The following is a 19,988-nucleotide window of genomic DNA, read 5'->3' on the forward strand; positions in this document are numbered from 1 at the left end:
ATCAAATCAAAGGGGATTGAGGGTAAATTACTGAGCTTCAGTAGCCCCGCTGCCTGTACGGGTGTACAAAATTTTAAAGGTGTCGTTGGCGCAGTGGCCCACCACCTGCGCGTCCGGCTGGTCAGCCTGATCGTTCGGCACAATGCTCAGCGTAAAACCTGACTCCGGCACGCCGTTGTTGATAATCTTCTGCTGAATGTCGCTTTTCACGCGCTCGCAGGAGTCGGGTGCCGCCAGCGCGGCGGTTGAAGCACTCATTAACAGCAGGGCGGTAATCCAGGGTAACCGTTTCATCTGTAGCTCCTTTTCTCTGTGTATAGATTAATTTTAGCATGCTTCGTGTAAACAACTGTATTTGCTAATATGATTGGGAATAATCTCTCTGTATTGGTAAAGAATGTGAAGAAATATGCAGCGATAACGCTCCTGGCAGCCGCTCTCGCAGGGTGTGACAACAACTCCGCGCCGCTGTCGTTTACACCGGAGATGGCGAGTTTTTCAAACGAGTTTGATTTTGACCCTCTGCGCGGCCCGGTCAAAGACTTTACCCAGACGCTGTTCAACGAGAAGGGCGAAGTGTCCAAACGGGTCACCGGTACCGTGTCGGCGGAAGGGTGTTTCGATACGCTGGAACTGCACGACCTGGAGGCTAACACGGGCGTAGCGCTGGTGCTGGATGCCAACTACTACATTGATGCAGAAACCCAGCAGCGTAAGGTGAAGCTGCAGGGCAAATGCCAGCTGGCCGAACTGCCGTCAGCCGGGGTGACGTGGGATACCGACGACAATGGCTTTGTGGTGGCCGCGCACGGCAAAGAGATGGAAGTGAAGTATCGATACGATGCGGATGGCTATCCGCTGGGCAAAACCACTGTCTCCGGGGATCAGAATTTATCGGTGCAGTCGACACCGTCAAAGGATCTGCGCAAAAGAATGGATTACTCGGCCGTGAGCCTGTTAAACGACAAGCCGCTCGGCAACGTGACGCAGAGCTGCGACTACGATCGACACAACAACCCGGTCAGCTGCGATCTCACCATCATTGACGACAGCGTTAAGCCTGCCGTTGAGCGCAAGTACACCATCAAGAATACGATTGAGTACTACTGAGAATAAAACCGCGCAGGTTACTGCGCGGTTGGTTTCAGCAGGCTGGCGCCTGACGGCTTGTGTCCCGCCAGGTGCTGATGCTGGAAGATGCACATGCGGATGGTGTTGCGGTATTCGCCGTTGATAAAGAACTCGTGAATCAGCTCGCCTTCTACCATAAAGCCCAGCTTACGGTAGATATGGATCGCTTTCTCGTTCTCTTTATCCACGATCAGGTAAAGCTTGTAGAGGTTCAGGACGTTAAATCCGTAATCCATCGCCAGCTTCGCCGCCCGTGAGGCCAGGCCTTTCCCCTGGTGCTCAGGCGAAATAATGATCTGGAACTCCGCCCGACGGTGAACGTGGTTGATCTCAACCAGCTCCACAAGCCCCGCTTTTTCACCCTCACACTCCACCACAAAACGACGCTCGCTCTGATCGTGAATGTGCTTATCGTAGAGATCGGACAGCTCGACAAAGGCCTCGTACGGCTCTTCGAACCAGTAGCGCATTACGCTGGCGTTATTGTCGAGCTGGTGGACAAAGCGCAGATCTTCACGCTCCAGTGGCCGGAGTTTTACGTCACAGGGCGCCGACATTATGGGGCAACCGTACGACCAGTGCGGCGATCCAGGCAGCGCAGGGTGTTCGGCTCCCAGTAGGCATTGACGTTCGCACTTTGCTGACACTTATCGCGTGCGTCGAAGGCGACATCTTCTTTGTCCCACTCTTTCTCAGCACGTTTGTTGACCTTCTGACGAAGGCTGCGGGTGTCATTCCATTGTTCTTTGTCCATCGCGGCGTTCTGGCGGCTTTGCGCGCTGTCACCAGACTCGATAACGAGCTTGCTGGTTTCCGCTGTCGCAGAGGCGGCAAAGGCGAACGATGACAGCGCCAGCAGGGCTGTCAGACAAAGGTGTTTGCTTAATGTAGTCATAGCGTTTCCTTTAAAATGGGTGCAGATGAGCAAGTTTCCCCGTTCAGATTCTACACCAAAGAGCAATAACGGCATACCCGCGGAGCGGGTATGGAAAAGTAAAGGACATTATCGGGTATGATGTCTAAATAGATCCTCACCTGACGTTAACTATGCTCAAAACGACGCTGCTTTTTTTTGCTACCGCGCTATGCGAAATCATCGGCTGCTTCCTACCGTGGCTTTGGCTGAAGAAGGGAGGGTCGGTATTGCTGCTCATCCCGGCAAGCGTCGCGCTGGCTCTCTTTGTCTGGCTGTTAACGCTGCATCCGGCTGCCAGTGGCCGCGTCTACGCCGCATACGGTGGTGTCTATGTCTGTACTGCGCTGCTGTGGCTGCGCGTGGTGGACGGCGTCAAACTTAGCGCCTACGACTGGGCCGGCGCGCTGGTTGCTCTGTGCGGTATGCTGATCATTGTGGCGGGATGGGGGCGGGCCTGAGCCCCCGGTTTTGTGATCGTTGGCGGATTTTATGATCATTATACTTGTATGGTAGTAGGGTTGGTGGGTAAATTTCCAGCATCATAACGAACGATGTAAGGAAAGGAATTATGAAGATTGTCGCGGCTGACGTGTTTGTTACCTGCCCGGGGCGGAACTTTGTCACCCTTAAAATCACCACCGATGAGGGGATTGTGGGCCTCGGTGACGCCACGCTGAACGGGCGTGAGCTCTCCGTTGCCTCCTACCTGAAAGATCATCTCTGCCCGCAGCTGATTGGCCGCGACGCGCACCGTATCGAAGACATCTGGCAGTTTTTCTATAAGGGCGCCTACTGGCGTCGCGGGCCGGTCACTATGTCGGCCATCTCCGCCGTGGATATGGCGCTGTGGGACATCAAAGCCAAAGCGGCCAACATGCCTCTTTACCAGCTGCTGGGCGGCGCATCCCGTGAGGGCGTAATGGTCTACTGCCACACCACCGGGCACACCATTGACGACGTGCTGGAAGATTACGCCCGCCATAAGGAGATGGGCTTTAAGGCCATCCGCGTGCAGTGCGGCGTGCCGGGCATGAAAACCACCTACGGCATGGCCAAAGGGAAGGGGCTGGCCTACGAGCCCGCCACTAAAGGCGACTGGCCGGAAGAGCAGCTCTGGTCCACCGAGAAATACCTCGATTTCACGCCAAAGCTGTTTGACGCGGTACGCAGCAAATTTGGCTTCAATGAACATCTTCTGCACGACATGCACCACCGCCTGACGCCCATAGAAGCGGCGCGCTTCGGCAAGAGCATTGAAGCATTCCGCATGTTCTGGATGGAAGACCCAACGCCCGCGGAAAACCAGGAATGCTTCCGCCTGATCCGCCAGCACACCGTCACGCCAATTGCGGTGGGGGAAGTGTTTAACAGTATCTGGGACTGCAAGCAGCTCATCGAAGAGCAGCTTATCGACTATATCCGCACCACCATCACTCATGCCGGCGGGATCACCGGGATGCGCCGCATCGCGGACTTCGCGTCGCTCTACCAGGTGCGCACCGGCTCGCACGGTCCGTCGGATCTCTCGCCTGTATGCCACGCGGCCGCGCTGCATTTTGACCTGTGGGTGCCAAACTTTGGCGTCCAGGAATATATGGGCTACTCCGAACAGATGCTGGAAGTCTTCCCGCACAGCTGGCGCTTTGATAACGGCTATATGCACCCGGGCGACAAGCCGGGCCTGGGCATCGAGTTTGACGAAAAGCTGGCGGCGAAATACCCCTACGATCCGGCCTATCTGCCGGTGGCCCGTCTTGAAGACGGCACGCTGTGGAACTGGTAAGCGAGGAACGAACGATGAAAAGCGTAGTGATTCAACAGCCGAACGAACTGGTGATTGAAGAGCGGCCACGACCGGAGCCCGGCGCAGGTGAAGTCCGCGTCAAAATCACGCTGGCGGGGATCTGCGGTTCGGACAGCCACATCTACCGCGGGCATAATCCGTTTGCGAAGTATCCACGCACGATTGGCCACGAGTTCTTTGGCGTGATTGACGCCGTGGGAGAGGGGGTAGACAGCGCGCGCCTGGGCCAGCGCGTCTCGGTTGATCCGGTGATCAGTTGCGGACACTGCTATCCGTGCTCTGTCGGAAAACCGAACGTCTGCACCTCGCTGGTGGTGCTGGGCGTACACCGTGACGGCGGCTTCAGCGAATATGCGGTAGTGCCCGCTAAAAATGCCTGGCTAGTTCCGGACGGCATTCCTGATAAGCACGCCGTCATGGTTGAGCCCTTCACCATCGCCGCCAACGTGACGGGGCAGGCTAATCCCACCGAACAGGACATTGCGCTGATCTACGGCGCAGGGCCGATGGGGCTGGTCACCGTGCAGGCGCTGAAGGGTGTCTATAAGGTGAAGGAGATTATCGTTGTTGACCGCATAGACGAGCGCCTGGCGATGGCCCGGCGCAGCGGCGCGGACTGGGTCTTAAATAACAGCGAACAGTCGCTGCAGGCCGCGCTGGACGAAAAAGGCATCAAGCCGACGTTAATCATTGATGCCGCCTGTCACCCGGCGATTTTGCAGGAGGCGGTCACTCTGGCCTCTCCGGCGGCGCGCATCGTGCTGATGGGGTTCTCCAGCGAGCCGAGCCAGATAGTCCAGCAGGGCATCACCGGTAAAGAGCTGGCGATCTTCTCTTCGCGCCTGAATGCTAACAAATTCCCGGTCGTCATCGACTGGCTGCAAAAAGGGCTGATCGACCCGGACAAACTGATCACCCATACCTTTGACTATCACCATGTAACAGACGCCATCGAACTGTTTGAAAAAGACCAGCGGCAGTGCTGCAAAGTCTTACTCACGTTCGGACAATAATCCTATACGCGGTTAAGAGCCTGCGCAGACAGGCTCTGGTGGTACGCATCTTACCTTTTAGAGATAGCCATTATGACGCAAGCACAACCTCAAAGAACCACCTCCGATCTGGTGAAAGCCGCCGTCTCCGGCTGGCTGGGCACCGCCCTGGAGTTTATGGATTTCCAGCTGTACTCGCTGGGCGCCGCACTGGTCTTCCATGAGATCTTCTTCCCGGAACAGTCCGCCGCGATGGCGCTGATCCTCGCGATGGGCACCTACGGCGCTGGCTATATTGCGCGCATCGTCGGGGCCTTTATCTTTGGCAGAATGGGCGACAGCATTGGTCGTAAGAAGGTGCTGTTCATTACCATCACCATGATGGGGATATGCACCACGCTGATTGGCGTGCTGCCGACCTACGCGCAAATCGGCATTTTTGCGCCCGTACTGCTGGTGACGCTGCGTATTATTCAGGGGCTGGGCGCCGGGGCAGAGATCTCCGGGGCCGGGACCATGCTGGCGGAGTATGCGCCAAAGGGGAAGCGCGGCATCATCTCCTCGCTGGTGGCGATGGGTACAAACTGCGGAACGCTGAGCGCCACGGCGATCTGGGCCATTATGTTCTTTGCCCTCGACCGTGAACAGCTGCTCGCCTGGGGCTGGCGCGTGCCGTTCCTCGCCAGTGTCGTGGTGATGATCTTTGCCATCTGGTTGCGGATGAACCTCAAGGAGAGCCCGGTGTTTGAGAAAGTGAACGATGCAGAAACCGTGCAGCCGGACACCTCGCTGGGTTCAATGGTGAAAAGTAAATCCTTCTGGCTGGCGACCGGCCTGCGGTTTGGTCAGGCGGGCAACTCGGGGCTGATCCAGACATTCCTCGCGGGTTATCTGGTCCAGACGCTGCTGTTCGATAAAGCGATTCCCACCGATGCGCTAATGATAAGCTCCATTCTCGGGTTTATCTCCATCCCGCTGCTGGGCTGGCTTTCGGATAAAGTAGGGCGCAGGCTGCCGTACATTATCCTCAATATCTCCGCCATTATTCTGGCCTACCCGATGCTGTCGATTATCGTCGATAAAAGCTATGCGCCGGGGACAATCATGCTCTCGATCATCGTTATCCATAATTTCGCCGTGCTGGGGCTGTTTGCGCTGGAAAATATTACCATGGCGGAGATGTTTGGCTCGCGGAATCGCTTTACCCGCATGGCTATCTCTAAAGAAGCGGGCGGGCTGGTAGCGGTGGGCTTTGGTCCGGTTCTGGCGGGGATCTTCTGCAACATGACCGGCTCCTGGTGGCCGATCGTTGCCATGCTGGTGGCCTATTCCGCAATCGGCCTCGTCTCGGCGTTCCTGATGCCGGAAGTACGCGACCGCGATTTGAGCGCGGCGGAAGATGCAGCGGAGGCCGCGCCAAAAGAGAACGTGGGCTACAGTGCGGTCTCCACGCGACGCTAGTGGTTTATATCTTGCGTGACTTATCACACAACTTTTTATTTATGTCACACCACATGAGCAAAAGTTAATATAAATCAAAATCTCAAACGGCAGTATCAGTATGGTTGATGGCAGTTATTTTTTACCCCAACTGCCATTCTAGTTGGTGTAGTCAGCAGACGCTGCCGCTTCAGAAGGAGCGGCAGCGATCCCCAGCTTACTAATTAGCGAGTCTTAATCATGGAAAACACCTTATTACAGGCCAACGCGACGCTGCCTCAGTACGATCGCGACAGTCTTAAAGCACGCATTGTACATTTAGGCTTCGGCGCATTTCACCGCGCGCATCAGGCGGTGTATGCCGATATCCTCGCGGCTGAACACAGCAGCGACTGGGGCTACTGTGAGGTTAACCTGATTGGTGGCGAGCAGCAGATTGCCGATCTGAACGCGCAGGATAATCTCTACACCGTGGCGGAAATGTCTGCCGATGCCTGGACCTCCCGCGCGGTTGGCGTAGTCAAAAAGGCATTGCATGCGCAGGTTGACGGGCTGGAGAGCGTGCTGGCAGCGATGTGTGAACCTCAGGTGGCGATTGTTTCGCTGACCATCACCGAGAAAGGGTACTGCCACTCGCCGGCGACGGGGCAACTGATGCTCGATCACCCGTTTATCGTCGCCGACCTGCAAAACCCGCACCAGCCGAAATCCGCGCCGGGGGTAGTGGTGGAAGCGCTGGCGCGTCGCAAAGCGGCGGGTCTGCCTGCGTTTAGCGTGATGTCCTGCGACAACATGCCGGAGAACGGCCACGTGATGCGCAACGTGACCTGCGCATACGCCCGGGCGGTAGACGGCGAGCTGGCGGACTGGATCGAGGCAAACGTCACCTTCCCGTCAACCATGGTGGATCGTATCGTGCCGGCGGTTACTCCCGATACGCTGGATAAAATCGAAAAGCTGACCGGCGTGCGCGATCCGGCGGCGGTGGCCTGTGAACCGTTCCGCCAGTGGGTGATCGAAGATAACTTTGTGGCAGGGCGCCCCGAGTGGGAAAAAGCGGGCGCCGAGCTGGTTTCAGACGTGATCCCGTTTGAAGAGATGAAGCTGCGCATGCTCAATGGCAGCCACTCGTTCCTGGCGTACCTGGGCTATCTGGCCGGATACCAGCATATCAACGACTGTATGGAAGATGAGAGCTACCGCGTCGCCGCCCACGCGCTGATGCTCAACGAGCAGGCGCCGACCCTGAAAGTGAAGGGCGTCGATTTAGAACGCTACGCTGACCTGCTGATTGCCCGTTACAGCAACCCGGCCCTGCGTCACCGCACCTGGCAAATTGCGATGGACGGCAGCCAGAAGCTTCCGCAGCGTATGCTGGACTCCGTACGCTGGCACCTGGTGCACCAGACGCCTTTCCCACTCCTGGCGCTGGGTGTGGCAGGGTGGATGCGCTATGTCGGCGGCGTTGACGAGCAGGGTAATGCCATCGACGTGAGCGACCCGCAGCTGGCGGTGATTCAGGCGGCGGTGAAAGGGAGTGCCGAAGGGGAAAACCGGGTTAACGCGCTGCTCGGCATTGAGTCCATTTTTGGGAAAGAGTTGCCGCGAGAAAAAGCCTTCACAGACGCCGTGATGAGCGCATATCTGACGCTGCTGCAGAAGGGGGCAAAGAACACGGTGGCGGAGTGCGTGTCACATCTGTAATTCAACACATGCCGCCGTTCGCGGCGGCATGTTGGCGCACAATTTAGTGCATACCCAGACGAATCAGTTCAATTGGTTCGAACTTACCTTCGCATCCTTCCACTTCCACCGTTTTGCCACGGCGCACCTGCGCGGCATCGAGCCCGTCGCTGTGGATTGCCTTAATCACGCCGGTTTTGCCGGTGCCGCTAATCATGACGCGGCTGCCGGTGGTGATTGCATTGCGGTTACGGTCGTATGTCATCATGGTATTTTCTCCTCTCTAAACTATCCGTTACGGCGCTATTACAGCTTTTGCCGTTCACGGGGCACTATAAATACGCCTGTCTGCCAGCTATGTTTTTGTTTTTGATCAAACTCACACTTTTTTCTTTATTCCGTGGGGTGCTGACGGTTAACGACAGCAATTTACAAAGCAGACCGTTATTTTCATTTGTTTATAGTTTCGAAGAGGAAGCGTTGAGGGTTGGTTTATATTCCCGATGCCATTCTGGGTACAGGAAATAACCCTTCATCGGAATAAGGAGTCAGGCTTATGTATAAGAAGATTTTGATGCCTGTTGACGTGTTTGAAATGGATTTGAGCGACAAAGCGGTTCGCCACGCGGCTAACCTCGCGAAGGCTGAGGGCGCGTCGATTACCCTGGTCAATATTCTGCCAGCCAGCAGCCGGTCTCTGCTGCGAGGATTCAACGCCGATATTAAAAAGTTTGAAGAGTATATGACCGCGGAATCCGCGAAGAAAATGAACGCGTTAAAAAGACTGTTCGATATCTCTGCGGAGAATATTCACTCTCTGGTTCGTTTTGGTAACGTCCGCGATGAAATTATCAGACTGAGCAAAGAGGGGGAATATGACGTGATTGTCATCGGGTCGAAAAATCCGGGCATCACTACCCATCTGCTGGGATCAAATGCAGAATCTATTCTGCGCTACGCCACCATCCCGGTGTTAGTCGTTCGCTAATCACAACGCCGCCCGCGAATGGGGCGGCAAATATCACTCTTCGCTAAACCACTCGCTATTTTCCTGACGAATAAGCTGCACGGATTCGCCGATCTCCTGCAGATGCAGCGTCATCGCTTTTTCCACGCCGTCCGGGTCGCGTTTTTCCAGCGCGCTGAAAATATCGTGATGCTGTCGGAGCAGCATTTCCGGCGGGGAGACGTGATCGAGGCTCATATAGCGCACCCGGTCAATGGTGGCCTTGATGTTCTCGATGGTATCCCAGGCCAGCTGGCAGTCCGCAATTTGCGCCAGCTTCTGGTGAAACTCGTCATCAAGCTGGAAGAAATCGTTGAGCTGCTTACGGTCAATCGCAATGCGCTGCTGATGCAGGTTTTGCTCCAGCAGGTAACACTGGTTGTCATTAATAAGCGTTGCAGCACGGCGCACCACCGCGCATTCAATCGCCTGGCGGACGAAACAGCCGTTGCGCACCTGAGAGAGTGAAATTTTGTTCACGTAGCTGCCGCGCTGCGGGCGGATCTGAATCAGGCCGTTCTCAGCAAGCTTAATAAACGCTTCACGCACCGGCTGGCGGGACACGTCAAAACGCACGGAGACCTCTTTTTCAGAAAGCGGCGTTCCCGGCGGGATCAGGCAATGGACAATATCACGTCGCAAAATGCGATAGATTTGCTGGTTTACGGGCTGGGTGGGATTGAGTTGCGATTCAGCGGCCATGAGTTGTCAGTTCTCAGAGAGTTAGCCTGAACATACTACCATTCTTTTACAACCCGAAACAGACCCGGCCCGCAGGCCGGGAAGGGCATAGTTAGCCACGATGGACGCTAAGTCCGGCAAAACTCTGGCTGACCGGCATCATCTCCACGGTATTGATGTTGACGTGTTTTGGCAGCGTTGCCACCCACCAGACCGTTTCGGTCACATCTTCCGGCGTCAACGCGTTGGCGTTTTCGTAGGTTTTATCCGCTTTCGCGTCATCGCCCTTGAAGCGCACGTTGGAGAATTCGGTGCCGCCCACCAGGCCCGGTTCGATATCGGTGACGCGAATGGCGGTGCCGTGCAGATCGGTACGCAGGTTCAGGCTGAACTGGCGAACAAAGGCTTTGGTTGCGCCGTAGACGTTACCGCCCGCGTAAGGCCAGCTCCCGGCGGTAGAACCGATGTTGATAATGTGGCCGCGGTTGCGCTCCACCATGCCCGGCAGCACCGCGCGGGTCATGTACACCAGCCCTTTGTTGTTGGTGTCGATCATGTTTTCCCAGTCCTCAACGCTGGCTTTGTGGGCAGGCTCCATGCCCAGCGCCAGACCGGCATTGTTGACCAGCACGTCGATGGCGCGCCACTCTGCCGGCAGGTTAGCAATCATCTCTTCAATGGCCGCGCGGTTACGTATATCCAGCTGTGCGGTCAGGATGCTGTCACCTAATTCGTCCTTCAGCTCCTGCAGGCGCTCCTGACGACGGCCGGTTGCAATAACCTTGTGTCCGTTGGCGACGAAGCGACGCGTGATGCTTTCACCAAAACCCGCCGTTGCCCCGGTAACTAAAATAATCATCTCACTGTTCCTCAACGCTTTTTGTGTTGTACTAACATAGCACGGTCGCAGAGGGTGCGTTAAGGCAACATTTGTATGACGGCGTTGCAGGCGATGGCGGCCTGGCCTACTCTGGGAGGATACCCGTTCTGAGGAGTGAAAGATGACGGCCACGAATCCTTTTTTTGACATCAGCCTGTTGCCCTATCAGGCACCCCATTTTGATACCATCAAAGACGAGCACTATCGTCCGGCCTTCGATGAAGCGCTTCGTCAGAAGCGTGCGGATATAAACGCGATCGTCTCTCAAACCGCTGCGCCAGACTTCACTAACACCGTGCTGGCTCTGGAGAAAAGCGGCCTCATGCTCGCGCGCGTCAGCAGCGTTTTCTTCGCCATGACCTCCGCGCACACCAATGCGTATCTGCAGGAACTGGAAGAGCAGTTCTCCACCGAACTTGCCGCGCTGGCGAACGACATCTGGCTGAACGACATCCTTTTTGCCCGCGTCGAGAGCGTCTGGCAGGACCGCGCCGCGCTGGACGCCGAATCCCGTCGGCTGGTCGAAGAGACGTATCAGCGCTTTATTCTTGCCGGCGCGCGCCTGAAAGAAGCGGAAAAAGCCGAGCTGAAGGCGCTGAATACCGAGGCCGCATCCCTGACCAGCCAGTTTAACCAGCGCCTGCTGGCCGCCAACAACGCGGGCGGGCTGGTGGTGGATTACGCGCACCAGCTTGAAGGCCTCAGCGCAGCAGAGATTGCTGCCGCGGCGCAGGCCGCCGCGGAAAAAGGGCTTAACAACCGCTGGCTGATCCCGCTCCTGAATACGACACAGCAGCCTGCGCTAGCGGCGCTGCGCAATCGCCAGACGCGTGAAAATCTGTTCAACGCCGGCTGGACGCGCACCCAGAAAGGGGATGAAAACGACACCCGCGCATTGATCCTGCGTCTTACGGCGCTGCGCGCGCGCCAGGCCCGTCTGCTCGGCTTTGAAGATTACGCCAGCTGGAGCATCGCCGACCAGATGGCGAAAACTCCAGACGCCGCGCTGGCCTTTATGCGCGGGATTGTGCCCGCGGCGCGTGCCCGTGCAGAGCGCGAGCAGGCCGATATTCAGAAGATCATAGATGACGAGCAGGGCGATTTCACCGCGCAGGCCTGGGACTGGGCCTTTTATGCCGAGCGCGTGCGCCAGGCGAAATACGCCCTCGATGAATCGCAGATTCGACCCTATTTTGCGCTCAATACTGTGCTCCATGATGGCGTATTCTGGGCGGCCAGCCAGCTGTTTGGCATTCGTTTTGTGGAACGTTTCGATATTCCGGTTTATCACCCGGACGTCCGGGTCTGGGAAATTTTCGACCACACCGGTGAGGGCATGGCGCTGTTTTACGGCGACTTCTTTGCCCGCGATTCCAAGCAGGGCGGTGCCTGGATGGGGAATTTTATCGAGCAATCCTTCGAGTTTGCTGCCCGTCCGGTGATCTACAACGTCTGCAACTACCAAAAGCCGGGTAACGGCGGCGTCGCGCTTCTCTCCTGGGATGACGTGATAACCCTGTTCCACGAGTTTGGCCATACTCTGCACGGTCTGTTTGCCAGCCAGCGCTTCGCTACGCTGTCCGGTACTAATACGCCGCGTGATTTCGTTGAATTCCCGTCGCAAATCAATGAGCACTGGGCCAGCCATCCTCAGGTGTTTAGCCACTATGCCCGTCACTACGAAACCGGTGAACCGATGCCGGACGCGCTGCGGGAAAGCATGCTCAACGCGACCCATTTCAACAAGGGTTATGACATGACGGAGCTGCTGAGCGCGGCGCTGCTGGACATGAACTGGCACGGCATCAGCGAGGGCGTGTCGAGCGTTGAAGAATTTGAAGCCGCGGCGTTGAAAAAAGAGGGGCTGGATCTGCCCGCCGTACCGCCGCGTTATCGCAGCAGCTATTTTGCCCATATTTTTGGCGGCGGTTACGCGGCGGGGTATTACGCCTACCTGTGGACGCAAATGCTGGCGGACGATGGCTATCAGTGGTTCGTAGAGCAGGGGGGCTTAACCCGCGAGAACGGGCAAACGTTCCGTGAGGCGATTTTGTCTCGTGGCAACAGCGCTGATTTAGCCGAACTGTATCGAAACTGGCGCGGGCACGATCCGAAGATTGAACCGATGCTGGAGAATCGCGGATTGAGCGAATAGCGTCATGTTTGGGTGAAAACAGAACCGGGCCCGAAGCCCGGTTTTTTTATCTCCTTTATCTTCTTCTGCTATTTCAATAAATATCAGCGACCTTTTCCAGAATATACGCGGTGCAATTATCTTTATCACGAATAGCGCCTTTTATTAAAATTGTCCGGGTTATAAAAATAAACGCTGATTTAAGGTGTGTTTTTCACTGTAAATTTTTTCCTTTTTATGCCGATAAATGAAGATGAGAAAAAATTGACGTTATAGCAGTTAAGAAGGCGAATGATGACCCTACCTCTGACCACCTCTGGCTTTACGGATGTCGAGCAATCTAAAAGGCTGATAAATAAAACCTTTACCTATGTTGTAACGTTGCTGGTCGGTATTTTTGCGGCGGCAATAGTATCTTTGCTGGTAATAAAAAATAATGTTAATGAAATCAGCGACAAGCATGACGAATTTTTATTAAGAAAAGCGTTAGAGGCCCGCCAGGAGAGCATCCGCAGTCATCTGAAAGACTATGCAGAGTGGGGCGATGCCTACAAACACCTCCATCAGAAAATGGATACGCACTGGGCATGGGACAAGCAGAATCTGGGCAAGTCGCTGTATGACAACTTTGGCTATGAGGGCGCGTTTGTCCTCTCCCCGGAAGGCACCACGCGCTACAGCGTGATTGACGGGAAACTGAAACAGGAAGAACTGGAGCGCTGGTTAGGTACATCGACAAAAGACCGTTTACTCAGCGAACTGAGCAAAAATAAGGGATTGCCGGTTTCTGTACTAACGCTAATTGATTCCATGCCTGCCATTGTATCTGCTGAATGGATAACAACGGGCGATGATACCAGTGTACACCCCTTACCGGGCCGGCCTTCGGCAATGGTGTTTGTAGATAAATTAACGGCTAAAAAACTTCTCACGATGGGGCATGATGCCGCCATTAAAAATGTTCGTATTTTACCCAACTCGTTGGTTTCTAAAATAAACGATCGGACGGAATTAACATTAAGCACCCAGAAGGGTGATGTGCGGATTATCTGGGACAGCGAAAATCCCGGCCAGGCGTTGATCGTCTATTTTCTGCCGTTACTTATTCTTTCCGTACTGCTTACAATAACGATGACGGTAATTCTCATGCGTCATATTATGCACAAGGCGAAAATTCATGACGAAAATGCCTTTCTCCTTGAGCAGGCACGGTTGAATCTTATCACCAGTGAAAAACGATTCAGGGATGTCAGCGAAACAACCAGCGACTGGTTCTGGGAAACAGATTTATCGTTAACTATAACGTGGCTATCAGGCCGATTTTCCACTGTTACGGGATATGAAAACAGCAAATGGATAGGTCGCAGGCTGGATGAACTCTTTCCTTCAACAGGAGACCTGCTTCGTGATTGTGTCAGCCATCGGGAATTAACAGGACGCTTTGAATTCAGGAACTGTCCTTATATCAATAATCAGCACTCCACCTCTTATTGCACGCTTTTGGCAAAATTTTCTGCTCAGGCTGATGGAACGGTAGTTTTACGCGGGGCGGCAACGGATGTCTCTCTGGAAGTAGAGGCAATAAAACGCGTGGAGTTTCTCTCCCGCCATGATGAATTAACGGGGCTCCCGAACCGGTACCACATCAAGGAGTTTCTGGCGGGCCAGTTAGCTCAAGAAGGCGTCAACGCGAGCCCCTTTGCAATGATTTGCCTCGATTTAGACAAGTTTAAGCCCGTCAACGATATATTTGGGCATTCCACGGGCGACGCCCTGCTTGGTGAAGTCGCGTCACGACTTAAGGGCTGTATTCGTGACGGTGATTTTGTTGCACGGCAGGGAGGAGATGAATTTATGCTGCTCCTCGGCAACACCAGCCAAATAGATCGTATTGAAGAGGTGTGTCAACGCATCGTGCAGGAACTTAACCGTCCTTTCTCCATTGAAGGTAATGAGGTGACAATAGGCGTCAGCATGGGGATTGCATTGGCTCCGCGCGATAGCAGCAGCGCAAACGAGCTTCTACGCTATGCGGATATTGCGCTTTATCAGGCTAAACAATCCGGCAGAAACAGATGGGTCTATTATCGTCCGGATATGTCAGAAAAGTTGACCGAACGCAGGAAGCTGGAATTAGAACTGAAGACGGCAATTCGTGAAGACCAGCTCTGCCTGCTCTACCAGCCGCGTTATAACCTCAGATATTCCCGAATAGATGCCGTGGAAGCGCTTGTGCGCTGGCAGCACCCGGTTAGAGGAACCATAATGCCCGATCGGTTCATTCCGCTGGCTGAAGAAACAGGATTAATTATTAGCCTCAGCAACTGGGTTATTCGTAAAGCGTGTGTAGAAACAAAAGGTAAATTACCAGGACTATCGGTATCCGTAAACATCTCTGCTATTGAATTCCAGGCAAGCGATCTCGCTGAACGGATAAAAGAGATCCTCCATGAAACAGGGCTTGAGCCCAACCGTCTGGAAATTGAAGTGACTGAAAACGTCACGCTTTCCGATCCTGAACAAACGCTGCTGACCATGAAGGCCCTTAAAAAAATGGGCGTGCGCATTCTGATTGATGATTTCGGTACGGGCTATGCGTCTCTGAGCTATCTTCGGAAGTTTCAGTTTGACGGCCTCAAGCTCGACAAAAGCTTTATTTTTGCTTTAGGCGATTCACCGCAGAACCAGTCGGTCGTCGAGAAAATTATCGATCTGGGTAAAGCCTATTCGATGGAGATAACCGCAGAAGGGGTGGAAACCATCGAACAGCTGTCGTTCCTGAAAAAAAATAAGTGCGATGAGGTTCAGGGCTACCTGCTTGGAAAACCGGCTGCCATTGCCGATCTCAATTTAAATGCGAACGTACTGAGTGTTTAAACGCGTTTTTTCAGCCCTGACTCAGGGAAGCATCAACGAAAAAAACCGGGCTTCTCGCCCGGTTTTCTATCTTACGACCAGTACCGGACATTTAGCATGCCGCACCACTGCTGCAGCATTTGAGCCTAACAGATACGTTGATATGTCAGGCTTGTGGGATGCGATGATAATCAGGTCAGCGCCGATTGTGTCAGCGAGCTTAAGAATCTGATCTTTAGGGGATCCCGTCACGGCATGAGTCTGTATCTTGTCTGGAGGAATTTTGAACTGCTTAACAATTTCATCCAGTTTTGCTAAGGCCGCATGCTGGAACTCTTTTATCTTCGGCATTTCCACTGAGTATGCCAACCCTAAAGATGAATAGTAGGGTAGCGAGGGAATAACAGTTAGAAAATGGACTTTGGCCGTATTGAGTGCTGTATGTGCCTGAACGAACGGGATAACCATGTGGGTCAGGCTATCCTCGGAAATGTCAATCGGAACCAAAATAGAGTTGTACATTTGTCCCTCCTGAGTGTTTTTTACACAGTTCAGGTTAGACCGTTAATTTCAGGAAAACAGAGAGCAACGTGTCATAACGGGTACAAATTTCTGTTCTGTAGTATTTGTGCAGTCAAACTTGCCTGGCATTTCGTCGTGACTATGTACATTCTCGCTTTATGGGCGAGCTGGCGCTCAGCCTTGATCGGCGCATGTCCCTTTTTTATGGGCAGCGAGCAGCTTAGCCTTACGACGGAATGATGAAATGTCTGGCTAAAACCAGCACCTCTTTATGAAATGCGCCGCATTAGCGGAGCAGCTATTTGCCCATATTTTGGGCGGGAGCTACACGGCAGGGTGTGACTCCTGTCTGTTGACGAAGATGTCACGGATGATGGTTGGCTGGGGTTTGTCGAACAAGGCGGCTTTGTATCACAACTGGCGCGGGCACTTTCCGAAGTTTGTACCGATGCTGGAGAATTGCGGGTTAAGTACATAAAGTCACCGTAGTAAATAACAGAACCGGGCCCAGCGCCCGGTTTTCGCAACGGCTATTCGAATTCAGAATGAATAAATTGCCTGACCTGAAGTATCGAATTGAGGTTAAGTTTGTGCCCGATATTGTTGGTGTAGGTATAGATAGTTTTAGGGGATAGGTGAATTTTCCTTGCTGCAGCACTGGTATCGTCAGTATCCAGCAGGGCGAAAAGAGTCTTTTTTTCCTGGTCTGAAAGCATGCTGAGATTCCTGCAGCGCGCTATGTGGTTCAACGCATACTCAGGAGAATGTATCCGTCCGCTAGTGAGTTGCTTTCGAAACTCCATAAAGCACGATTTTCTGTAGATCGTCACCAGTGGCTCCAGGACTCTTGAACTGACATCTTTGCCACCGATGAAGATCACCTGATGTTTTTCCGTCAGTTTCTTTCTTTTCAGTAAGTTGAAGATGGCTCCCAGGCTTCTGAATGATTCAATATCTACAATGCAAACCTTTCTGCTGGGGGGCGCTTGCTGAAGGATGACAGACAACGCTTTATTCAAAAAAACATCTTTCGTCAAAATCATGTGAGGCATAAACATAACCAGAACATTTCAAAACACAGTGAAAAGGGGCCTTAAGGCCCCTGCGGTAACATCAGAATCCGATACGGATACCTGCCACACCCTGAATAGGTGTTTCTATTTGGCTGCCCTGACGATAATTAGCCTCACCGTACAAGGTTACGTCTTTGCCAACGTTGACCGAAGCACCCAGACCGTACTTGCCTGATGTGCCTTTGACGTTGTTATCAAAGTGATTGCGCTCATTGATCGTGACCTCATTGGAGTTAGCAAACTCCTGCAGCACCGCAGCTGACAGATAAGGTTTGAACTCAGTCGAGCCAATATTGAACTTCCCGGCAATCTTCGCACCCGCTTCACCCGTGACAGAGCGTGGAGTGCCCGTGTTACCTTTCATGCCGTTGCTGAGTTTCACATCCTCACTGGTCATCTGAACAAATGCCATTCGGGCATAAGGCGTGATGCTTACGTCGTCTTTGAGATCGAACTGATAACCACCTTCAACGGCTGTGCTGAGTGCATACTGCGTCCAGTCACCGCCGGTTCTGCCCCCGTTGGTCATAACCGCTCTCAGTTTGTTGTTGAGACGGTTACCTTTCACCACGCCGTCAGCGTAGAATCCACTTGCGTCGTACCAGGTGGCATACAGGCCGAGGCCGTAGCTGTCGATTTTGCTTGTGCCGCCGCGGGCATGTTTCACTTTGTTATCGCTAAAGGACATGAACGCACCGGTAACAAGGCTGCCGCCCGCAAAGTCTGTCCTGGTGTCAGCGCCGATCTCCATACCGTTCTGGCTCAGCTGATAGGCCGCGCCATTGCTTGTATCAATGTCGTTTCTACTGCCGAGGTAGTGTCCCCAGACGTTGCTTTCCGGTCCGGCTTTATCCAGGCTCGCGCGATACGTGCGCAGGCCATCCAGCTCAGAATGGATAACGTTCAGACCCGCATTGTACATGGCCAGAATGGCATCGGTTGCAGGTGTGGTCATTGGCTTCTTGCCACCGCTGCCGTTACCGCCAGCGTTGCCGTTGTCACCACCTCCAGGGTTCTCACCGCCAGGGTTCTCACCGCCAGGGTTCTCACCGCCAGGGTTCTCACCGCCAGGGTTCTCACCGCCAGGGTTCTCACCGCCAGGGTTCTCACCGCCAGGGTTCTCGCCGCCCGGGGTCTCACCGCCAGGGTTTTCGCCACCCGGGGTCTCACCGCCAGGGTTTTCGCCACCCGGGGTCTCGCCACCCGGGGTCTCACCGCCAGGGTTTTCGCCACCCGGGTTCTCGCCACCCGGGGTCTCACCGCCAGGGTTTTCGCCGCCAGGGTTCTCACCACCCGGGTTCTCACCACCCGGGTTCTCGCCGCCGTCATCCATGGCACCGAGATACCAGACGTTACCTCCGGTGAGGCCGTCCTTATCCTGCTGGCTGTACAGGGTGTACATGTACGTACCGCCATCCACGAATCGGGTGCTTCGACCGGATGCCGTGACCATTTCAAAGTCAATATCACCGCCCTTCTCATGAATCAGATTCAGCGTCAGGTCAGTGTGGTCTGATATCTCCTTACCAGAGTCAGCCACGGCAATACCAAACTGGCCTGTACCCTGTTCGATAGTCACGAAATTGCCTTTACGGTCTGCGAGAGAGGTGTTCAGAAGGAAGTTCCCGGTACCGTTCAGTTCCATAATTGTCAGCTTCGCGAATTGACCGTCGCTGTTGCGAAGGAAATTGACGTTACCGCCGTTCATGGTGAGCTTATCAACCTGAGCCGGAGTCAGGCTGGCTGTGGCATCAGTAAGGTCGCTGACAGACAGGGTGCCTCCCTGGATGTTTACGTCCTTTGCGAGAGCGCCGGCGTCCATCAGTAGTTCGCCACCGGAGCTCACTTTGGTTTCGCCGTCGGCCACTGCCCCGTATTTCAGCCAGGACTGACCGCCGTTGATGGTGGTTAAGGTGGCCGTACCACCACTGAGCACGTGCTGTTTACCGCCACTGCTGATAGTGGTACTTGAAGCAGAACCACCACTCGAAACATGTTGAGCACCACCGCTGTTGATGTTGGTATTCAAGGCAGTACCACCACTAGAAACGTACTGGTTACCATTACTGTTAATGGTGGTAGAGGTGGCAATGCCGCCAGAGTGGATGTTCTGAATACCATCATTCCTGATTATGGTCTCAGTAGCTGTACCTGTGACTCTCTGCTCACCACCACTGTTTATATTAGTAAAGTTAGCCTGGCCGCCAGCATAAACGCGCTGTCTGCCACCATTGTTGATGGTTGTGGAGTTGGCCAAACCTCCACTGGAAACACGCTGTTCGCCGCCGCTGTTGATGGTAGTGACATCGGCTGCACCGCTGACATAAATGTGCTGAGAGCCGCCATGATTGATAGTAGTCGCAGTGACCGAACCACCAAAAATGCCCTGTAAACCGCCACTGTTAATTTTAGTTTCGGTGACTAAACCATCAAAGACTACCTGTGCGCCATCACTGTATATGGCGGTATCACTAGCAATGCCGCCACTGGAGACGCGCTGTTCGCCCCCGCTGGTGATGGTGGTAGCGGTGGCCGTACCACCACTAGATACATCCTGAAAACCACCATTGATGGTGGTAGTGGTTGCCGTGCCACCACTAGATACATACTGAGCACCACCACTAATGATTGTTCCGAAGGCTGAGCCACCACCGGATACGTGCTGATACCCGCCGCTGTTGATGTTGGTGGAGTTGACCTCCCCGAAGACGGTCTGAGATCCACCATTGTTGATAGTAGTGGCGGTGGCTGAACCGCCACTGGAAACGTTCTGATAACCACTATTTATAGTGGTAGAAGTGGCTGAGGCACCACTATAGACGAGCTGAGATCCTCCTTCGATAGTAGTAAAGATTGCCGAACCGCCCATG

General features: G+C 54.1%; 18 protein-coding genes. 9 read left to right on the top strand and 9 right to left on the bottom strand.

Annotation, left to right across the window (positions count from 1 at the left end; genetic code table 11):
• Positions 1 to 27: 27 nt before the first annotated feature.
• Positions 28 to 294 carry a DUF1161 domain-containing protein gene (locus AB8818_RS01535; RefSeq protein WP_116340203.1) on the bottom strand — a complete coding sequence of 89 codons (267 nt, stop codon included), beginning with the start codon at positions 292 to 294 and terminating at the stop codon, positions 28 to 30.
• Positions 295 to 363: 69 nt separating this feature from the next.
• Here AB8818_RS01535 and AB8818_RS01540 point away from each other — a divergent pair, with 69 nt between their 5' ends.
• Positions 364 to 1,110 carry a YnfC family lipoprotein gene (locus tag AB8818_RS01540; protein ID WP_208327116.1) on the top strand — a complete coding sequence of 249 codons (747 nt, stop codon included), beginning with the start codon at positions 364 to 366 and terminating at the stop codon, positions 1,108 to 1,110.
• A 17-nt stretch (positions 1,111 to 1,127) separates the two neighbouring features.
• Here the strand turns inward: AB8818_RS01540 and speG are convergent, their stop codons facing one another.
• Together speG and AB8818_RS01550 are read right to left on the bottom strand one after the other, a co-directional pair.
• Positions 1,128 to 1,688 (bottom strand): spermidine N1-acetyltransferase, encoded by a 561-nt coding sequence (speG, locus tag AB8818_RS01545; RefSeq protein ID WP_023311549.1) that lies wholly within the window; start codon positions 1,686 to 1,688, stop codon positions 1,128 to 1,130.
• Complete coding sequence (locus AB8818_RS01550) at positions 1,688 to 2,026, bottom strand: DUF1283 family protein (protein WP_192981404.1); 339 nt, start codon at positions 2,024 to 2,026, stop codon at positions 1,688 to 1,690. The genes speG and AB8818_RS01550 overlap by 1 nt, the downstream gene beginning before the upstream one ends.
• A gap of 152 nt (positions 2,027 to 2,178) precedes the next feature.
• Between AB8818_RS01550 and AB8818_RS01555 the strand changes: the two genes are divergently transcribed.
• The 5 genes from AB8818_RS01555 to AB8818_RS01575 all read left to right on the top strand — a co-directional run bounded on the left by AB8818_RS01555 (position 2,179) and on the right by AB8818_RS01575 (position 7,987).
• Positions 2,179 to 2,505, top strand: coding sequence for a YnfA family protein (locus AB8818_RS01555; RefSeq protein ID WP_032657499.1), 327 nt, complete (start codon positions 2,179 to 2,181; stop codon positions 2,503 to 2,505).
• A 110-nt stretch (positions 2,506 to 2,615) separates the two neighbouring features.
• Positions 2,616 to 3,830: a starvation-sensing protein RspA gene (gene rspA / locus AB8818_RS01560; RefSeq protein WP_116340201.1), complete on the top strand. Its 1,215-nt coding sequence runs from the start codon at positions 2,616 to 2,618 to the stop codon at positions 3,828 to 3,830.
• Between the two features lie 14 nt (positions 3,831 to 3,844).
• Complete coding sequence (locus AB8818_RS01565; RefSeq protein ID WP_192981401.1) at positions 3,845 to 4,864, top strand: Zn-dependent oxidoreductase; 1,020 nt, start codon at positions 3,845 to 3,847, stop codon at positions 4,862 to 4,864.
• A 72-nt stretch (positions 4,865 to 4,936) separates the two neighbouring features.
• Positions 4,937 to 6,304, top strand: a complete 1,368-nt coding sequence (locus AB8818_RS01570; protein WP_192981399.1) for an MFS transporter — start codon at positions 4,937 to 4,939, stop codon at positions 6,302 to 6,304.
• A gap of 219 nt (positions 6,305 to 6,523) precedes the next feature.
• Positions 6,524 to 7,987 (top strand): mannitol dehydrogenase family protein, encoded by a 1,464-nt coding sequence (locus AB8818_RS01575; RefSeq protein ID WP_192981397.1) that lies wholly within the window; start codon positions 6,524 to 6,526, stop codon positions 7,985 to 7,987.
• Positions 7,988 to 8,030: 43 nt separating this feature from the next.
• Here the strand turns inward: AB8818_RS01575 and ydfZ are convergent, their stop codons facing one another.
• Positions 8,031 to 8,234 (bottom strand): putative selenium delivery protein YdfZ, encoded by a 204-nt coding sequence (gene ydfZ, locus AB8818_RS01580; RefSeq protein WP_028013008.1) that lies wholly within the window; start codon positions 8,232 to 8,234, stop codon positions 8,031 to 8,033.
• Positions 8,235 to 8,522: 288 nt separating this feature from the next.
• Between ydfZ and AB8818_RS01585 the strand changes: the two genes are divergently transcribed.
• Positions 8,523 to 8,954 (top strand): universal stress protein, encoded by a 432-nt coding sequence (locus AB8818_RS01585; RefSeq protein WP_116340191.1) that lies wholly within the window; start codon positions 8,523 to 8,525, stop codon positions 8,952 to 8,954.
• 33 nt (positions 8,955 to 8,987) lie between these two features.
• Here the strand turns inward: AB8818_RS01585 and AB8818_RS01590 are convergent, their stop codons facing one another.
• Together AB8818_RS01590 and ydfG are read right to left on the bottom strand one after the other, a co-directional pair.
• Positions 8,988 to 9,674 carry a GntR family transcriptional regulator gene (locus tag AB8818_RS01590; protein WP_028013010.1) on the bottom strand — a complete coding sequence of 229 codons (687 nt, stop codon included), beginning with the start codon at positions 9,672 to 9,674 and terminating at the stop codon, positions 8,988 to 8,990.
• A gap of 91 nt (positions 9,675 to 9,765) precedes the next feature.
• Positions 9,766 to 10,512 (bottom strand): bifunctional NADP-dependent 3-hydroxy acid dehydrogenase/3-hydroxypropionate dehydrogenase YdfG, encoded by a 747-nt coding sequence (ydfG, locus tag AB8818_RS01595; RefSeq protein WP_192981395.1) that lies wholly within the window; start codon positions 10,510 to 10,512, stop codon positions 9,766 to 9,768.
• 142 nt (positions 10,513 to 10,654) lie between these two features.
• On the opposite strand from ydfG, the gene dcp reads away from it, so the two are divergent.
• Entirely contained in the window at positions 10,655 to 12,688 is a 2,034-nt protein-coding gene (gene dcp / locus AB8818_RS01600; RefSeq protein ID WP_316387209.1) for a peptidyl-dipeptidase Dcp, read from the top strand.
• A gap of 273 nt (positions 12,689 to 12,961) precedes the next feature.
• Positions 12,962 to 15,544, top strand: a complete 2,583-nt coding sequence (locus AB8818_RS01605) for an EAL domain-containing protein (protein WP_163329608.1) — start codon at positions 12,962 to 12,964, stop codon at positions 15,542 to 15,544.
• Positions 15,545 to 15,610: 66 nt separating this feature from the next.
• Here AB8818_RS01605 and uspF read toward each other — a convergent pair whose 3' ends face one another.
• The 3 genes from uspF to AB8818_RS01620 form a co-directional block, all read right to left on the bottom strand.
• Positions 15,611 to 16,045, bottom strand: coding sequence for a universal stress protein UspF (gene uspF, locus AB8818_RS01610; RefSeq protein ID WP_116340182.1), 435 nt, complete (start codon positions 16,043 to 16,045; stop codon positions 15,611 to 15,613).
• Between the two features lie 530 nt (positions 16,046 to 16,575).
• Positions 16,576 to 17,097, bottom strand: a complete 522-nt coding sequence (locus AB8818_RS01615) for a LuxR C-terminal-related transcriptional regulator (protein WP_192981391.1) — start codon at positions 17,095 to 17,097, stop codon at positions 16,576 to 16,578.
• A gap of 61 nt (positions 17,098 to 17,158) precedes the next feature.
• Positions 17,159 to 19,987, bottom strand: coding sequence for an autotransporter outer membrane beta-barrel domain-containing protein (locus AB8818_RS01620; RefSeq protein ID WP_316387208.1), 2,829 nt, complete (start codon positions 19,985 to 19,987; stop codon positions 17,159 to 17,161).
• Position 19,988: the final 1 nt, after the last annotated feature.

The organism is Enterobacter sp. KB-280D8 (assembly GCF_041399405.1).
GTDB lineage: Bacteria > Pseudomonadota > Gammaproteobacteria > Enterobacterales > Enterobacteriaceae > Enterobacter > Enterobacter cloacae_N.

Coding starts and splice junctions, on each gene's coding strand:
- AB8818_RS01565 (WP_192981401.1), top strand. CDS start 3,845: ATGAAAAGCGTAGTGATTCAACAGCCGAACGAACTGGTGATTGAAGAG.
- ydfG (WP_192981395.1), bottom strand. CDS start 10,512: ATGATTATTTTAGTTACCGGGGCAACGGCGGGTTTTGGTGAAAGCATC.
- AB8818_RS01575 (WP_192981397.1), top strand. CDS start 6,524: ATGGAAAACACCTTATTACAGGCCAACGCGACGCTGCCTCAGTACGAT.
- AB8818_RS01605 (WP_163329608.1), top strand. CDS start 12,962: ATGACCCTACCTCTGACCACCTCTGGCTTTACGGATGTCGAGCAATCT.
- AB8818_RS01620 (WP_316387208.1), bottom strand. CDS start 19,987: ATGGGCGGTTCGGCAATCTTTACTACTATCGAAGGAGGATCTCAGCTC.
- uspF (WP_116340182.1), bottom strand. CDS start 16,045: ATGTACAACTCTATTTTGGTTCCGATTGACATTTCCGAGGATAGCCTG.
- AB8818_RS01615 (WP_192981391.1), bottom strand. CDS start 17,097: ATGCCTCACATGATTTTGACGAAAGATGTTTTTTTGAATAAAGCGTTG.
- dcp (WP_316387209.1), top strand. CDS start 10,655: ATGACGGCCACGAATCCTTTTTTTGACATCAGCCTGTTGCCCTATCAG.
- AB8818_RS01590 (WP_028013010.1), bottom strand. CDS start 9,674: ATGGCCGCTGAATCGCAACTCAATCCCACCCAGCCCGTAAACCAGCAA.
- AB8818_RS01585 (WP_116340191.1), top strand. CDS start 8,523: ATGTATAAGAAGATTTTGATGCCTGTTGACGTGTTTGAAATGGATTTG.
- AB8818_RS01570 (WP_192981399.1), top strand. CDS start 4,937: ATGACGCAAGCACAACCTCAAAGAACCACCTCCGATCTGGTGAAAGCC.
- AB8818_RS01555 (WP_032657499.1), top strand. CDS start 2,179: ATGCTCAAAACGACGCTGCTTTTTTTTGCTACCGCGCTATGCGAAATC.
- speG (WP_023311549.1), bottom strand. CDS start 1,688: ATGTCGGCGCCCTGTGACGTAAAACTCCGGCCACTGGAGCGTGAAGAT.
- AB8818_RS01535 (WP_116340203.1), bottom strand. CDS start 294: ATGAAACGGTTACCCTGGATTACCGCCCTGCTGTTAATGAGTGCTTCA.
- rspA (WP_116340201.1), top strand. CDS start 2,616: ATGAAGATTGTCGCGGCTGACGTGTTTGTTACCTGCCCGGGGCGGAAC.
- AB8818_RS01540 (WP_208327116.1), top strand. CDS start 364: ATGATTGGGAATAATCTCTCTGTATTGGTAAAGAATGTGAAGAAATAT.
- ydfZ (WP_028013008.1), bottom strand. CDS start 8,234: ATGATGACATACGACCGTAACCGCAATGCAATCACCACCGGCAGCCGC.
- AB8818_RS01550 (WP_192981404.1), bottom strand. CDS start 2,026: ATGACTACATTAAGCAAACACCTTTGTCTGACAGCCCTGCTGGCGCTG.